Genomic DNA, 17,193 nt, shown 5'->3' on the forward strand with positions numbered 1-17,193 from the left:
TAAAAAAGTTCCACGACCCGAAGGCCGTGAAACATGAAAAGATCCGTCAAGCCATTAAATAAGCTTGAACTTGGTCATAAGACCCAGTGCGATGATAATCGCCACCCAGAGCAAAGCCAATACGATGGTCCAACGATTCAGGTTCTTCTCAGCCACGCCAGAGGTTCCGGCATTCTGAGTCAGGCCACCCCCGAACATGTCAGAAAGACCACCGCCCTTACCACGGTGCATGAGAATCAGCAACGTCAGCAAAATGCTGAAGAGCACAAGAATGATTTGCAACACAAGCTTGACGATGGCCATTGTCGACACTGTTAACCTCCATGAACGGAATACTTTAGTCATGTTATCGCATGGCATGGAAGAAACCGAATAAACCATCAGTCAGCAGGAACAGCAATGCTAAAGTATCTCGAATAACCCTTGAAGGATGCAATGTCAGCGGCGAACAGACGTGGTTTTTTCGGTGAGCCTGCAAATCTTCGCCAACTCCTCCGGATCCAGTGAAGCGCCACCGATAAGAAAACCATCGACGTCCGGCTCACTGATCAGCTCAACCGCATTTCGGGAACTGACCGAACCACCGTACAGTATACGTACGGACTGAGCTACATCGGAACCAAAACTTTCAGTGAGGTCGTTTCGTATGGCCAAAGCCGCATCCTGCGCATTCTGAGGGGTCGCAACCAATCCCGTGCCGATGGCCCACACCGGCTCATAGGCAATCACAAGACGCGAGGCCTCCTCGTCGGAAAGGTCGCGCGTCACATCGTGCACCTGTCCGACCGCATAGTCGAGCGCTATCCCCTTGCGGCGCTCCTGCATGCTCTCCCCTACGCAGAGAATCGGTTGCATGCCGGCCGTCAGCACGGCGCGCACCTGATCGACAATGTTGGCATCGTCTTCAGGATGGTACTTACGTCGCTCCGAATGGCCGACGATGACATAACTGCATCCAAGACGAGCGAGCATATCCGCCGAGACATCGCCTGTAAAGGCACCTTGGTTGGTGACCGAAACGGACTGTGCCCCGTATGTGATTTTGAGCTTGTCGGCCTGCACCAGCACCTGTACGCTTCGCAGTGACGTAAACGAGGGCATCAGAGTGACCTCACAACGCTTGAAGTCGAAATGAGCGTCACGGAGCAGCCATGCGAGCTTTTGCACGAAATAGGTGGCTTCCAAGTGGTCGAAATTCATTTTCCAATTGCCAGCTACCAATGGTATACGTGCCCGAGCCATAAACGCCTTCCCCCTAGCCGAATCTAAAACCCGCCAGACTCAATGGCCTGAGACGAATCGCGACAATTCAACTGATTCTACTCCAGACGCCCAACGAACCGTATATTGTTGTTCTTCAAGGAAAAGTCGGACCAATGCAAAAGCCGCACGATACGCATCGTTGCGCCTCGTGCGGCTTTCTGTACTTTGTGTGGCTCGTTCTTGGACTACTCAAGCACCTTCAGTCCAGGCAGGGTCTTGCCTTCGAGGAACTCGAGCGAAGCACCGCCGCCGGTGGAAATGTGTGAGAAGCCGTCTTCGGGGAAACCGAGGTTACGCACGGCCGAAGCGGAATCGCCACCGCCGACGATGGTGAAGGCACCATTGGCGGTCGCATCCACAAGTCCCTGCGCCACAGCACGGGTACCCGCCTCGAACTCCTTGATCTCGAACACGCCGGCAGGACCGTTCCACACGACCGTCTTGGAATCGACGATCTTGTCGTGGAAGATCTGCTGGGACTTCGGGCCGATATCAAGACCCATCTTGTCGGCCGGCATCTTGTCAGCGTCAACGACCTCGGGATCGGCAGGGACGTCGTCGCTCGGGAAGCCCTTGTTGACAACGACATCAACCGGCAGAACCAGCTCGACGCCATTCTTCTTGGCCGTCTCAATGTAACCCTTGACCGTATCGATCTGATCCTGCTCCAACAGAGAGGTGCCAACCTCATAACCCTTGGCAGCAAGGAAGGTGAAAGCCATGCCGCCACCGATGAGCAGACGATCGGCCTTGGAAAGCAGATTCTCAATAACACCAAGCTTATCGGAGACCTTCGAGCCACCCAGCACGACGGTGAAGGGACGCTCAGGGCTTTCAGTGGCACGAGACAGTGCCTTGACTTCCTTCTCGATGAGCTTACCGGCTGCGCTTGGCAGATCGGTCGCCACATCATAATCGGAGCCTTGTGCGCGGTGAACCACACCGAAACCATCGGAGACGAAGACGTCGCCCAGAGCGGCGATCTTCTTGGCATACGCCGCGCGCTCGGCATCGTCCTTGCTGGTCTCCTCAGGGTTGAAACGAACATTTTGCAGGAGCACAACGTCGCCATCGTTCATGGCGGCGACCTTGGCCTGGGCATCCTCGCCATACGTGTCATTCGCGAGCGGCACGTTCACGCCAAGCAGCTCACCGAGCCGTTTCGCCACCGGAGCGAGCGACAGCTCAGGAACCACCTTGCCCTTTGGCCGACCCAGGTGGGCCATCAAAATGACCTTTGCTCCATCGGCACGCAACTGCTCGATGGTCGGCAACGCCGCACGAATACGGCCATCGTCGGTGATCGTGGTACCTTTCAGCGGCACGTTGAAGTCCGCACGAACAAGCACCTTCTTGCCCTTAAGATCTCCAAGATCCTTGAGTGTCTTCATGAATTCCCTTTCCGTAACCCTCCGACGTGTAAGCCGCATTCAGCTGTCAACGGGCGGAGGCAGCCCACTTGGAAGAGCCGACTCACAAAACTATGAGCCTCTCACCAAAAGCTTTCAATTACCATCCTACAAGAGGTAATCAACAAATAAGTTCGAAACCGAACGTTCAATCATGGTTTTATACCTTCGTTTGTTAACGCTCACATAGTTTCGGACTTACGAATTTTCAGTGTCCTTTCGATGCGGCGGATAATTTACGGCATCACGCGACGTTACTTCGTCCCCTGTTCGCGTTCCTTTTCGGTTTTCGCGGCCAGTTGAAGCAGCCGGCGAATACGACCGGCAATCGCATCCTTGGTAATCGGCGGATTGGCCAGATGCCCCAATTCCTCGAGGCTTGCATCGGTATGCCACACACGAAGATCACCGGCCGCCTTGAGGTTTTCGGGAATATCGTCGCCCAGGACCTCGAACGCATGAAGCACCTTCTGCGTCGCCTCAGCGGCCGCCTTGGCGCTACGACGCATATTGGCGTCATCGAAATTGGCCAGCCGGTTGGCCTTGCCCCGTGCCTCGCCGTCTGCGCGCTTTCCCGTCCATTCCCTGGCTGCACGCGGCGCACCGATGAGGTTCAGCACTCGCTCGATCGCATCCGCGTCACGTAAAGTGATTCGTTCGGAGCTACGAACCTTCCTGGTTTGAGCGGTAATACCCAACCTACGACCCGCACCCTGGAGCGCGACCGCACTTTCATGGGTGGGACATACGATCTCAAGATAGCTCGCTTTGCCGGGGTCGGAAATGGTTCCGCGAGCCAGAAAAGCCCCGCGCCATGCGGCTTTTATCTGCGAGATATTGCCGCTGATGACTTCGGCGGGAAGTCCGACCACGACGTGCATACGCCGATCAAGCAATCCCGTCTGAAGAGCCAGCGCCGTAGCCCCACGATCAACCAGCATCTCATAACGCTGAACGGTCCCGCTTGGGGTCTGACGGGAAACCTTGGTCACTTTGGCTTCACGCTGGAAATGATGCGATATGGCATTTTTAAGCCATTCGGCAGCCTCAATCGAATCGAACTGCGCGTGGATGACCACCTTGTTATTCACCGGTCGTAACCCACCCCCGAACCGTAACATAGTGGCGACCTGAGCCATTTTCGCCACCGGCGGATCGGTCTCGATTCCTGCCAGCTCCCGTTTGACATCATTCAGAAGAGCCAAAGTCCAACCTCCTGCTTCCTGTTCTTCTTAAAGTGTAGTAAATTCATCGAACAGCGGCACCTTTAGGGACAGAGCCTCGTCAGATGCTCAACAGCTATGAATCTACCACAAATCCTATCGTTACTCGATAGTTCTACTATGTTCCATTCGACAAAATCCGTCACTGACGGTCGACTTTTTGCAATTCCCGCGCCGAAACCGTCACGGCCAATCCCTGTTTCCGAAGCCGCCGTGCCAGTTCCTCACTGATGGCCACAGAACGATGCTGCCCACCGGTGCATCCGATGGCAATGGTCACAAAATGCTTATCCTCCTCGGCGTAGCCTTTGACGGCTATAAGCAGTGCTTTCTCGTACGCATCCAGAAATTCCAAGGCTCCTTCGCTTGAGAGCACATAGTCGCTCACGGCGCCGTCACGTCCGTTTAATTCGCGTAAACTCGGCACCCAGTAAGGATTCGGCAAAAAGCGAACATCCGCCACAAAATCGGCGTCGAGCGGAATGCCGTATTTGAAGCCAAAACTGAAGATGTGGACGGCCACTGTTTTGGGACCCGAACCCAACAGAGCCTCATAGAGTTTCGTTGAAAGCTGATGAATGCTCAAAGCGGAAGTGTCGATAACCGTATCAGCCCGTTCCTTGAGATTCTCGAGCAGTTCGCGTTCCTCATGGATGCCGTCAATCAGTCGATTGCCGTGTTGCAGCGGATGCGGGCGGCGCACCGACTCGTAGCGCTGAACCAGCACTTGGTCACTGGCATCGAGGAACAGAATGCTCGTACGTACCCCAAGGTCATCCAAGTGGCTCAGAACAGCGGAAAGATCGTCGAAATAACTACGCGAACGCACATCGATGACAGCGGCGAGACGATGGACCTTCGAACCCGAAGAAGTCATCATGTCCACCAGGGGGATCAACAGCTTCGGCGGCAGATTGTCCACGACATACCAGCCCATGTCCTCCACGCTATCGGCGGCTTGAGAACGGCCGGCGCCACTCATGCCGGTGATCAGCAACACCTCGAACTCGCTGGCCGGTCTGGGCTCGCCGCAGGCGAGCCCAACGTTCATGGACTGCGACGACGGTGCTTCTGCATCCTCTCCACTGTCAAGACTTGACTTCACAACGCCTCCCGTAACGCGTCTTCCATGGCCGTTTCAAGGCCGACAAGATCCAAGCCCCCCGTCTTTGGGACAGAGGTCCGGTTTAATTTCCGTGTCGGTTCCATCATAACCGAACGGGGTGGCATGTGCATACCCGTCATCAAAAGCACTTGCGCGACGGCCTGATACAACAGCATCCGCTCCCCTCCCAGGGCCTTACCGCCGGCTTTGCGCCAGGCAAGCATCAATTCAGTGGGTCTTGGGTCATAGACGACGTCGAGCAGTGTTCCGCAAACCGCGGGCCTCGAATCCACGAAATCATGAGCTGTCGTATCGGCTCCGTGTGAAGGTATGGTATTGACGACCACGTCCGCATCGTTTAGATATTTCGGTGCTTTGGCGAGCGGAACGGCACGATAGGCAAATTCCTGACGGTGACGTTCTGCCAGATTCCGCAAAGCATCGCTTGTGTATATGGTGCGTGCACAAATAGTGATATTCGTCACTTTTCCTTTTTTGGGAATCGTCATCTCACTCAACGCCGCAAGAGCGGAAAGCGCGGTATTGCCATTGCCAAGAATCACGGCATTGGCTCCCGGCTTGTGCGGCGTCGAACCGGGTTTACCCTGTTGGCGCGCCCATGAACGAGCCGACGGTTTTCCGATAGACGCCTCCGCGATATCGGAGTCGGGAATTCCGTCAGAGGCATCGATGTCCCACGCGTGCCTGAACGCCTGCACGATACCTTGGATATCCGTGTTATACAGACGTATGACAGGTTGCGAATCATCGTCATCACCCTCGCGCACGATCACTGCGGTATTCGACACATGCAACTCTTTCGACCATGCATCGGAAGGCACACCGAACGGTTGAACCGTCCGTTTCAGCGGCATCGTCAGACTCAGGCCCCGCCAGGAACCGTCGAGGGTGGAGAGGAAACCCGGCAGCTCGTCCTCGCCCACTTCCTCCCGTCCATACACCCAGTCGGTCAGACCGAGGTAACGATAGGCAGCATTGTGCAATACAGGAGAAAGTGAGTGGGCGATCGGCCTGCCCAATACAGCGCATCGATGATTGACCGGATTCATTGTCCCTCCTTTGCATTTGACTCAATCGAGTTGACGTAATCAAAACGACGCGAGCCTATGCCAATGTACCCGATGGAGCGGAGACGGCCCACCGATTCGGTTCCTGAAGACAGGATTGGGCATCGGTCGCAAGCCGTGAAGTCCGCCTTAAGGCATCGGCAGGAGTTGACCTGCCGGTGTCATCAGCGGCAGGTCAGGGCATCCGTGCGCACCTTGAGGTGGATCCTGCGCGCTCGAAGCCGGGCATTAGATTGACCGGTGTATCTCATTGTCTCGACCAAAGCGAAGCCGGCTCCCACTGAGCCGCCGATGAGCAAGCCGTTGATCACGTTTCTGGCATGTAACCTTTTCAAGTAGTAGTAGGGTAAGCGCCATTAGATTCAATTATGATCCTCGATCCATTAACCTAATGCTGATGATTGCAGAACTGCCATACCCTGTCCAAACCCATGCCCGAATCTCATTCCTCCCGACCGCATAAAACAGAAATGGACCCCCTCCATAGACGCCCAGGATAACCATACTTGCGCGAACAACGTGAATCAATCCGTAGAGCCTTTTTCATCAGCAGCGGGATGCAATGCGTTGTAGATGGAATGGGCCTTTGCGGCACCGATCCCTTTGACACGTTGTAAATCCTCGATACTTGCAGCCCGAATCGCCTTGACGGAACCAAAGGCACGCAACAGACGCTTCTGGTAGCTGTCACCGATACCGGGAATATCGTCAAGCGCAGAGCGCAAGGCACCTTTGCGGCGAGTGTTGCGGTGGTAGGTGATGGCGAATCGGTGGGACTCGTCGCGTACACGCTGCAGCAGATACATACCTTCGGATTGCCTCTTGAGAATCAACGGGTAATCCTCCCCCGGCAGCCAGACCTCCTCAAGACGCTTGGCCAACCCACAGACCGCCACATCGTCCACACCGCAGTCCGCCAATGCCCTGGCTGCGGCCTCGACCTGTGGTTTGCCGCCATCTACAACGATGAGATTGGGCTTATACGCGAAGTGACGCGGCTGCGTGTTTTGCTGGACAACTTGAGCCGCGACTTCGTCGTCGACCCTCTGAACAATCGAGGCGTCGGTCGATTGACCCGCGCGGTCGGTCGGGAATGTCTTAGTACCGGCAGATTGCGTTGCGGTGACTCCCATATGCGTACTCGGAGAGGAACGCACGCCATCATCTTGCTCGGGTAATGTGACCGGTGCGACTATAGCAACCCCATCGACACCAGCCTGTGTCGATTTTGCTGAATCGGCCATATCCCCATCGCGGGCAGCCTGCTCGATACGCTTTTCGTTATCGATGCTTTCACCGGTGTCGCCCGCGATGTTCCCATGACGGAAACGACGGGCCAGCGTTTCGTACACGGCACTGAGGTCATCGGCCTGTCCCTTGCCGCCTTTGCCCCGAATGGCAAACCGCCGGTATTCCGACTTCTTGGCGACGGCATCCTCAAAAACAACCATGGAAGCAACCTGATAAATGCCGCCGATGGTGTTGGAGATATCGTAACCTTCAATACGCAAGGGCGCCTGGGACAGCCCCAACGCCTTGGCCACGTCATTCATGGCCTGCGTCCTGGCACCTATATCACTGATGCGGCTGAGTTTGCTACGCTGCAATGCCTGCTTGGCATTGCTTACCGCACGCTCCATGATATCTTTTTTGGCACCTCGGCTGGGCACCCTGATGGTGACCGCCGAACCACGCAGACCGCTGAGCCACTGCTCAAGTTCCACTCGTCGCGACGGTTCAACCGGCACCAACACCTCCCGTGGCACAGGGGCGATCGGCGCAAGGAAGTCGTTGCGACCGGTCTGCATCTGCCGTTCACGGCGAATTCGGGTCGCCTGCGCCCGATCAAGGGCGCTGGTAGCCGTCAGAGCCTGGGTGGACCCCAGGGCATCACGCCGTTTTCGAATCGAAACACCCCCGACCGAAGCCGGCAACGGGACGGTTATGGAGTCATCGACAGCCTGGAAATCGTCTGAATCATCCGTACTCTTAGCGCCGACATTCGCAACGTCTGAAAAATCCGTTTCCGCGCTCTCATTGGCCTCAAGCAACTCTTCGCCGTTACTGGGCAGGTTCAGCGGCGTAATGGCCTTATTATCGGGTTCCTCCATCAACTCCGAATACACCTGCACAATCAGGTCGGAAAGCAAATCCTCGTCGGAGATGTCTTCCACGCGCTCGACGCTCCAGTTACGTTCTCCTCGAATGCTGCCGGAACGAACAAAAAACGCATGGATCGATGCCTCGAGTTCGTCGGAGTCCAGACCGAACACATCCGCGTCCACATCAGAATCCAGCACCACGGCGTTTTGCTCGCATACGGTATTGAGCATGTCAATCTGGTCGCGCAGACGTGCAGCCTTTTCGAATTCCAAATCATCGCTCGCACGTTTCATCTGCCGGGTCAAATCGTTGATATAGGACTTGCCGTATCTGCCGGTAAGCGCACCAGCGAGCTGCTCACACATCCGACGATGTTCTTTAAGGTCGATACGACCGACGCACGGAGCCGAGCACTTGCCGATTGAAGCCAATAAACAAGGGCGGTTGGTCATCTGTGCGCGATGGAACACGTTTTTGGTGCATGTGCGCACCGGATAAGCCTTGAGCAGCAGATCAAGGCTGTGACGCAAAGGCCACACCTTGGCGTACGGACCAAAATACCGGGTGTCTTGGCGTTTACGGTTTCGTGTGACCCAGACGCGCGGCACCTTTTCTCCTAGCGAAACGGCGAGATACGGGTAGGTTTTATCGTCACGGAACACGACGTTGAAACGCGGGTCGAACTCCTTGATCCACGTGTATTCCAGCGTAAGCGCTTCAAGCTCGGTGGCGACCACGGTCCATTCGAGGCTACGGGCCGTGAGCACCATGTTCTGCGTACGCGGATGGAGCTGATTGAGCGGTTGGAAGTAGTTGGTCAAACGGTTGCGCAGGTTCTTCGCTTTTCCCACGTAGATGACACGACCATTGCCGTCACGCCATTTGTACACACCGGGATTGGCGGGAATGTCACCGGTCGCGGGAATGAACAGGTCGCGTGTATCTCCGAGGTTGTGTGTACCTGTACCTTGAGAAATCGTGGCCGTTCTGCGCCACCTATCATCCGACATACTGTTTCCCGTGGATGACATGTCGCCTTCCTTCCCGCCAACGTGTCGTGTTCCTGTCGACATTGATTCAATAACGAGTATCAGTCACTCAGTACTCGGCTTGAATCGAACCGTACCCAACCCGGCCTTTCACTTTTTGGACGTCTTGACCGATTTTGTTTTCTTGACGGCACCTTTTGCCGGTTCGGAACCGTCGGCTACACTAGCGTCGACTGACCCAAGCATGGGCGCCAAATACCGACCCGTCCAACTTTTCTGCGATTGCGCCACCTGCTCAGGCGTGCCCTCAGCAACGATGGTGCCGCCGCCGTCACCGCCCTCCGGTCCGAGGTCGATGATCCAGTCCGCGGACTTCACCACGTCGAGGTTGTGTTCGATGACGATGACGGTGTTACCTTTGTCGACAAGTTCCTGCAAGACGGTCAATAGCTTGCGCACATCTTCGAAATGCAAGCCTGTGGTCGGTTCATCGAGGATATAGACGGTCTTACCAGTGGACCGACGTTGAAGCTCGGTGGCAAGTTTGACACGTTGGGACTCGCCACCGGAAAGTGTGGTGGCGGGCTGCCCCAAACGGATATACCCCAAGCCAACATCCACGAGAGTGTTGAGATAACGCGAGATACCCGTATAGGCTTTGAAAAAGTCAGCGGCCTCGGAGATCGGCATATCGAGCACATCCGCCACCGATTTGCCGTTGTACTTGACTTCGAGCGTCTCACGATTGTAACGCTTGCCATGGCACTCTTCACACTCGACGTACACGTCGGGCAGGAAGTTCATCTCGATCTTAATCGTTCCATCGCCGTGACAAGCCTCGCAACGCCCTCCCTTGACATTGAAGGAGAATCGCCCTGGCCCATAGCCGCGCACCTGAGCCTCCGGGGTCTGAGCGAACAGCTGACGGATTTTATCCCACACGCCTGTGTAGGTGGCGGGGTTGGAACGAGGCGTGCGACCTATCGGGTTCTGATTGACGTGAATCACCTTGTCACACTGGTCCATTCCCTCAATCCGGGTGTGTTTGCCCGGAACGATGCGAGCCCCATTGAGCCTGTCTGCCAGGCTCGGGTAAAGAATCGAGTCGATCAACGTCGATTTGCCCGAACCGGATACGCCCGTGATGCAGGTGAAAACGCCCAATGGAATCTTCACATCGAGATTCCTGAGATTGTTTTCGCGGGCACCAACGACGTTCAGTTGCTTGCCGCGCTTCGGTTTGCGACGCTTCTTCGGCACCTCGATCCGACGACGTCCCGCGAGGTAATCGCCGGTGATGGAACGCGGTGCGTCCACGACATGAGCGGCAGGTCCCGAATAAACGACTTCGCCACCAAGTTCACCGGCACCGGGGCCTATGTCCACCAGCCAATCGGCGCGGCGAATCGTATCCTCATCATGCTCGACCACGATCAGTGTATTGCCCAAATCCCGCAGATGGTGCAGCGTTTTGATCAAACGGTCATTGTCGCGCTGATGCAGACCTATGGAGGGTTCGTCAAGTACATACATGACACCGACCAACCCACTGCCAATCTGCGTGGCGAGCCTGATGCGCTGCGCCTCACCACCGGACAGGGTCTTCGCCGCGCGGGAAAGCGTCAGATAATTCAACCCGACATCATTCATAAAACCAAGCCGGGCTCGGATCTCCTTGAGCACCTCACCTGCTATCAGGGCCGCGGAACCTTCAAGTTTCAGCGAGCGCACCCACGCCAGGCTTTTTTCGACCGGCATATCACACACATCGGCGATGGACTTGCCGTCCACGGTAACCGCAAGCACTTCAGGCTTGAGTCTTTTGCCTTGGCATGCCTGGCATGGCACCTCACGCATATACGATTCGTAATACAGTTTCATCTGTTCCGAATCGGTCTCGTCATGCCTGCGCATCAGCGTACGGACCACACCTTCGAAACCTGTGCTGTATTCACGGAGACGACCCCATCGGTTGCGATATGAAACGTTCACTTTGAAGTCATGGCCGTACATGACGGCGTGCTGAACCTTCTTAGGGAGGTCCCTCCAAGGCGTATCTAGGCTGAAGCCCATCTCCTCGCCCAGCCCTTCAAGCACGTGACGGTAATAATCCCCTGTACCCTTGGTCATGCCCCAGGGTTCAATGGCATTTTCGTTCAACGATTTGCTCGGGTCCGGGATGACGAGTTCCGGGTCTATTTCGAGCTTGTAGCCGATGCCGTCGCATTCCGGACAGGCGCCGTACGGGGCATTGAAAGAGAAGGTGCGAGGCTCCACCTCATCGAGGTCAAGTTGGTGACCATTGGGGCAGGAGCGCTTCTCGCTGAACGGCTGTCGACGGTTGGGGTCTTTTTCGTCGAGGTCAACATAATCGATGACGATGATACCCTTGGCGAGCTTCAAAGCAGTCTCAATGGAATCCGTCAACCGCTGACGCATACCGTCCTTGATGACCAGCCTGTCGACCACGACCTCGATGGTGTGCTTCTTTTGCTTGGTGAGCTTGATGTCATCGGAAAGCTGGGCCATCGTTCCGTCGATCAGCGCGCGCGAGTAACCATCCGAACGCAATAGTTCGAGCAGATCCTCAAACTCGCCCTTGCGTCCACGCACAACGGGCGCGAGCACTTGGAAACGTGTGCCATCCGGGTTTTCCAACAGCGTATCAACCATTTGCTGCGGCGTCTGCGCACTGACGACCTCACCGCAGACCGGGCAATGCGGCACGCCCGTGCGCGCGAACAGCAGGCGAAGATAGTCGTAGATTTCCGTAATCGTACCCACGGTGGAGCGCGGGTTGCGGTTAGTGGTCTTCTGGTCGATGGAGACGGCCGGGCTCAACCCCTCGATAAAATCGACATCCGGCTTGTCCATCTGTCCAAGGAACTGACGGGCGTAAGCGCTCAGCGACTCGACGTAACGCCGCTGCCCTTCCGCAAACAATGTGTCGAAAGCCAAGGATGACTTGCCCGAACCGGACAGACCGGTGAATACGACCATGCGGTTACGCGGAACGGCAAGATCGACGTTCTTGAGATTGTGCTCGCGAGCGCCCTGTATCGTGATCTTCAAGTCGCTTGGGATATGGGAGATATCGGCCACGAGCGTACCGTTGGACTGCCGCAACGGTGCCTTGGCTATCTGCTGGGTGAGAAACTCGTCTCCATTGATCACCAACGGTTCTTCCGTAGACACGGCACGGCCTTCATCAACCATCGTCGATTTCACCTCGGATTGCTTTACCACGTAAACCCCTTGCCCTCACACCGATGCTGCTTTGTTCATCCATCATAAACGAAGGTTCGAACAATTGTTCGATTCGGTACCCGTACCGCTATGATAGCCTTCTGGACTGCAACGATACTTGCTTCACCGCGACAAACACTGCCGGCGAAACGTCCATTATTACGTAAGCGAACACGAACCGAAACGACCAGACAGGACAGGATAGGCAGGCGGCATGGCGATAGAGGGGCAGGGACTCGGCATTCAGATCGGTGCGCGCACATTGCTCGAACCGACGGACTTTCGAGTGAACAAAGGTGACAAAATCGGTCTGGTGGGCCGCAATGGTGCCGGCAAGACCACTCTTACGCGCGTGATCACCGGTCAGACCTTGCCGTCGGAGGGCAAGGTCAGAGTCACCGGCAAACTCGGCTATCTGCCGCAGGACACCCACGCCGCCGACCCAGAGCAGAGTGCCTTGGATCGTATGATGAGCGCACGCGACATCGCCGCGATCATCAGACGTATGCGCAAAGCCGAAAAAGACATGACCAGCCCGGATCCGAAAGTCATGGAAAAGGCCATGAATCAATACGACAAGACGTTGCAGGCTTTCGACAAGGCTGGCGGCTATGCGGCACAGTCCGAGGCGATTTCCATGGCGGCAAGCCTGGGGCTGCCCAATGAGGTGATGCAGCAGCCTTTGGGGACGCTTTCAGGCGGCCAACGGCGGCGTGTGGAACTGGCGCGCATTCTCTTCTCCGACGCCGACACGCTCATTCTGGATGAACCGACCAACCACTTGGACGCGGATTCGATTGAGTGGTTGCGCGGATATCTGAAGAAATACGAAGGTGGGTTCCTGGTCATCTCCCATTCGACCGAGTTGCTCGACGAAGTGGTCAACAAGGTGTGGCATCTCGACGCGCAAACCGCGCGCATCGACATGTATTCGCTGGGTTGGAAGGCATATCTGCATCAAAGGGTCGTGGATGAGGAACGCCGACGGCGTGAACGCGAGGTGGCCGAGAAACAGGCCGCCCGCTTGATGAAGCAGGGCATACGCCTGCACGCCAAGGCCACCAAGGCCGTAGCGGCCCAGAACATGATGCGCCGCGCCGAACGGCTGCTGGAAAACACCAACGAGGCACAACGGCAGGAAAAGGTGGCCGATATCCGCTTCCCCGAACCTGCGCCTTGTGGCCGTACCCCAATCCAGGCCAAGGACATCTCGAAGGCGTTCGGATCGAATATCGTGTTCGCGGGCATCAATCTGGCCATCGATAAAGGCTCACGCGTGGTGATCCTCGGGTATAACGGTGCCGGTAAAACAACCACCCTGCGCATTCTTGCAGGCGAGGAGGAGGCGGACACCGGCGAAGTGGTCTACGGGCATGGTTGCAAAATCGGCTATTTCGCACAGGAACACGACACCCTGGATCTCGACTCCACGGTGCTTGAGAATCTACAACACGTGGCACCGGAACTCGACGACACGCATGCGCGGTCGATTCTGGGCAGCTTCCTGTTTTCCGGGGACGACGCGATGAAGCCGGCGAAGGTGCTCTCCGGCGGCGAGAAGACCAGACTCGCGCTGGCCACTTTGGTCACCTCGCGCGCGAACGTGCTCCTGCTGGACGAGCCGACGAACAACCTCGATCCAGCCTCTCGTGACGAGATTCTGAAGGCCATCGCCAAGTATGAAGGCGCCATCGTGCTGGTGACCCACGACGAGGGTGCCGTAGAGGCGCTTAACCCCGAACGCGTGCTGCTGATGCCGGACGGCGATGAGGATCTATGGAACGACGAGTACCTCGATCTGGTCGCCGAAGAATAGTAAGACATCCACTTGAGCCGCATCGCTTTATGGTGGCATGCGAACCGTTTGGCAATAACGTCATGAATTCGCAACACACCGGAAAGAACCGACCAAAGCGTATAGAATGGTTGGTTGGACGGCAAGGAGTGCAGCATGGGCAAGACGACAGACGGAATGGAACGCAGCAAGGCCTTGCGGCTCTGCGCATATCGCGCGGAAACAGTACGTTCCATGGAACGTCCGTTGCTTGAACGGGGCGTGCCTCTGATGCGCATGGCCGCTTCTGCGACGGCGCAAGTGACGGCGCAACTGCTCGAGGACAGCGGCATTGACGTGATCGGCGGGCGCGTATCGTTACTCGCCGGGGCCGGCGACAATGGTGGCGACGGTCTTTTTGCCGCCGCTGCACTGGCTCGCGCCGGGGCTGAAGTCACGGTGATCGCCGTAGGAAAGTCGTTGCATCCTGCAGGTCTGATAGCACTGACCCGTTCCGGTGGAAAGCTGCTCATACTTGACCCCGGAGCAACGATGACACCGGAACTGCGCGGTTTTGGTGCCGGCGAAGCCGGTGAACGGCTACGGGCGGCCATCGAGATCGTCGCAAAATCGGACGTGTTGCTGGATGCCATGACCGGGATCGGAGTGACTGGAGCGCTGCGCGGACTGGCGGCAACCATGGCGCACGAAATCTGCTCGAACATACGCCAAGCCAATGAAAATGGGGCACGGGCACCACTGGTGATCGCCATCGACACGCCTTCAGGTATCGGAGTGGACGACGGGACAATTCCCGGCGATGTGATTGACGCGGATGCGACAGTGATGTTCGGCGCGATGAAACCCTGCGCCATGCTGCCTCCGGCTTCCTTTGCCTGCGGTCAGGTGACTCTGGTCGATTTCGGTTTCGACTTGACCGGCAGACCCCCAGCGGTTTCAGCCATGAATCAGGCCCGCACGAGGACAATGCTACGCCGGCCGAAAACAGCCGACTCCAAATATTCACGCGGTGTGGCAGGGCTGATCACCGGATCGACGCACTATCCCGGCGCCGCGGTGCTCAGCGTCGAAGCCGCGATGCATTCCAATACAGGGATGGTCCGCTACCTCGGACCTGCGATAGCCAGCGGCATGGTGCTTGACAAGGCTCCCGAAGTCGTGCTCGGCAAAGGGCGCGTCCAAGCATGGGCCGTCGGATCGGGAGTGCCGGCGAACAGCTCTTCGGCCGCACACGACGAAGACGGTCACACTGACGGTCAGCGCGAAGCGATTGCCACGCTGCTTGCCCACTACGCCTTACCTGACTGGACGGACGGCACTCCGTCGGACGATGGGGTCGAACACCCTGACCACTTGGACAACTTCAACGACTCCGACACAACACCGCATCATATGAGCAATCAGGATCCTTGGAGCATGCCGCCGATCTGCGTGGATGCGGGAGCCCTCGACCTGTTGCCGCAACGTGTTCCGCCGCAGGTCATCATCACCCCGCATGCGGCCGAACTGGCGCGCCTGTTGACGAACCGCGGCCAAGCGGTAACCACGGACGATATCACGGATCGCCCGTGGCACTGGGCCACGAGGGCGCACAAACTCACCGGGGCGACGGTGCTGCTCAAAGGGGCAATCACCATCGTCGTAGGGGAAGACTCCGTCACCAATGCGGATGTAATCGACACCCAAAATGATGGCAGCAACGACACAACCCGCCGCGACACCGACACCGGCATCGACGCCGATTCAGACCACACCATAACCGTCGTCTCAGGCAGCGGCCCGGCATGGCTTTCGACTGCCGGATCGGGCGATGTACTGGCCGGACTGATGTCGGGGGTGCTCGCTCAGCAGCCCGAAGGAGCGTTACAACGCAATCCGGGATCGGCCGTTCAAGCGGCGGCGACGTCCGCCTTCGTCCACGGTATCGCCGCTGCCGAAGCCTCTGAATCCGATTGCTGCGGTTGGAGGCCGCCGTATATCTACGACAGTTCCGAACCAGCCCAGCATCGCAAAACCGGCCACCCTATCGTGGCGTCGGATGTCATCGGCCAACTCCCCCACGTCTTTGGCATGCTGTTGAACGTATGACAAAGCGACACTTCCGGGCATCAGGACCAGCACCAAAACGAAAGACCTCAAATGAACAACGAAACAGCCACGGAGACCAGCGGTAAGACTGCCGCCGCAACCGCCGACGCAGGCGACGCCATCACGGACGTCATCTTCGATTTCTGTGGAGTGCTGCTCGAACTGAACTATCGCCCGTGCCTCGAAGGGCATTTCCCCGAATCGCTTATCGACCAGGTTTGCTCCGATCGGGACGTATACGGCTTCTACACCGCCGAGGCTCGCATGGACGCAGGCGAGGATTTCGCGATGGTGATCAAGGACTATGAAGCTGCATACGGTCCGGAACTCGCGGCGGTATACCGATATTACATCGAACATTATGACAACGCTCTGCCGAAGATGATCGACGGCATGGAATCGCTGCTCGTCGATTTGATCGCCGCGGGCATCAGAGTGTGGGGACTGACGAACTGGTCGGCCGAGACCTTCCACTTCGCGTTCGAGAGGTTCCCTCGACTTAAGGTTCTGCTCAAGGACACCATCGTGTCAGGAGCCGAACATATGCATAAACCGAACGCCGACATTTTCGAGCTGGCTTTGAACCGTTTCGGCCTGACCGCCGACCATTGCGTCTTTTTCGACGACACTGCGGCCAATGTCGAAGGAGCCGACTCCGTAGGGATCCACGGACGACGGTTCGTCAACGCCCAGACGGCTCGAGCCGATTTGTCCGCGCTCGGCGTTTTGGTGTAAAACGATGTGCAGTCCGAAGTTTGCGGAAAGAATACGGCACGTTGACGGTCAGGCGCGTCTGGTTTGATTCTGTCGTTAAGTCCGTGAATCGATCAAACGATTACGTCATGGCACGAAGGTCTCCTTTGTCGACACCTGAACAACATCCC

Annotated in this window: 11 protein-coding genes and 1 pseudogene; 3 read left to right on the forward strand and 9 right to left on the reverse strand. The window is 56.9% G+C overall.

Features of this window, described 5'->3' with window-relative positions; all coding sequences use genetic code 11:
• Positions 1–54: 54 nt before the first annotated feature.
• The 9 genes and pseudogenes from secG to uvrA all read right to left on the reverse strand — a co-directional run.
• Positions 55–303 (reverse strand): preprotein translocase subunit SecG, encoded by a 249-nt coding sequence (gene secG, locus BBOH_RS00840; protein ID WP_033520226.1) that lies wholly within the window; start codon positions 301–303, stop codon positions 55–57.
• A 135-nt stretch (positions 304–438) separates the two neighbouring features.
• Positions 439–1,242: a triose-phosphate isomerase gene (tpiA, locus tag BBOH_RS00845; protein ID WP_033520227.1), complete on the reverse strand. Its 804-nt coding sequence runs from the start codon at positions 1,240–1,242 to the stop codon at positions 439–441.
• Between the two features lie 206 nt (positions 1,243–1,448).
• Positions 1,449–2,654, reverse strand: coding sequence for a phosphoglycerate kinase (locus BBOH_RS00850; RefSeq protein ID WP_033520228.1), 1,206 nt, complete (start codon positions 2,652–2,654; stop codon positions 1,449–1,451).
• 272 nt (positions 2,655–2,926) lie between these two features.
• Positions 2,927–3,877 carry a DNA-binding protein WhiA gene (gene whiA / locus BBOH_RS00855; protein WP_033520229.1) on the reverse strand — a complete coding sequence of 317 codons (951 nt, stop codon included), beginning with the start codon at positions 3,875–3,877 and terminating at the stop codon, positions 2,927–2,929.
• A gap of 160 nt (positions 3,878–4,037) precedes the next feature.
• Positions 4,038–4,946 carry an RNase adapter RapZ gene (rapZ, locus tag BBOH_RS00860; RefSeq protein ID WP_033520636.1) on the reverse strand — a complete coding sequence of 303 codons (909 nt, stop codon included), beginning with the start codon at positions 4,944–4,946 and terminating at the stop codon, positions 4,038–4,040.
• Positions 4,947–4,996: 50 nt separating this feature from the next.
• Positions 4,997–6,070: a shikimate dehydrogenase family protein gene (locus BBOH_RS00865; RefSeq protein ID WP_052118097.1), complete on the reverse strand. Its 1,074-nt coding sequence runs from the start codon at positions 6,068–6,070 to the stop codon at positions 4,997–4,999.
• 182 nt (positions 6,071–6,252) lie between these two features.
• Positions 6,253–6,423 carry a PrsW family glutamic-type intramembrane protease gene (locus BBOH_RS09495; RefSeq protein ID WP_143242342.1) on the reverse strand — a complete coding sequence of 57 codons (171 nt, stop codon included), beginning with the start codon at positions 6,421–6,423 and terminating at the stop codon, positions 6,253–6,255.
• Between the two features lie 189 nt (positions 6,424–6,612).
• Positions 6,613–9,264 carry an excinuclease ABC subunit UvrC gene (gene uvrC / locus BBOH_RS00870; RefSeq protein WP_420304688.1) on the reverse strand — a complete coding sequence of 884 codons (2,652 nt, stop codon included), beginning with the start codon at positions 9,262–9,264 and terminating at the stop codon, positions 6,613–6,615.
• Positions 9,265–9,420: 156 nt separating this feature from the next.
• Positions 9,421–12,396 (reverse strand): annotated as a pseudogene (gene uvrA / locus BBOH_RS00875) (excinuclease ABC subunit UvrA); the annotation flags it as partial.
• 244 nt (positions 12,397–12,640) lie between these two features.
• On the opposite strand from uvrA, the gene BBOH_RS00880 reads away from it, so the two are divergent.
• The 3 genes from BBOH_RS00880 (at position 12,641) to BBOH_RS00890 (ending at position 17,044) form a co-directional block, all read left to right on the forward strand.
• Positions 12,641–14,242 carry an ABC-F family ATP-binding cassette domain-containing protein gene (locus BBOH_RS00880; protein WP_033520231.1) on the forward strand — a complete coding sequence of 534 codons (1,602 nt, stop codon included), beginning with the start codon at positions 12,641–12,643 and terminating at the stop codon, positions 14,240–14,242.
• Between the two features lie 135 nt (positions 14,243–14,377).
• Positions 14,378–16,309 (forward strand): bifunctional ADP-dependent NAD(P)H-hydrate dehydratase/NAD(P)H-hydrate epimerase, encoded by a 1,932-nt coding sequence (locus BBOH_RS00885; RefSeq protein WP_033520232.1) that lies wholly within the window; start codon positions 14,378–14,380, stop codon positions 16,307–16,309.
• 51 nt (positions 16,310–16,360) lie between these two features.
• Positions 16,361–17,044, forward strand: a complete 684-nt coding sequence (locus BBOH_RS00890) for an HAD family hydrolase (protein WP_081930241.1) — start codon at positions 16,361–16,363, stop codon at positions 17,042–17,044.
• The last annotated feature ends 149 nt before the right edge of the window (positions 17,045–17,193 follow it).

The organism is Bifidobacterium bohemicum DSM 22767 (assembly GCF_000741525.1).
Classification (GTDB): domain Bacteria; phylum Actinomycetota; class Actinomycetes; order Actinomycetales; family Bifidobacteriaceae; genus Bifidobacterium; species Bifidobacterium bohemicum.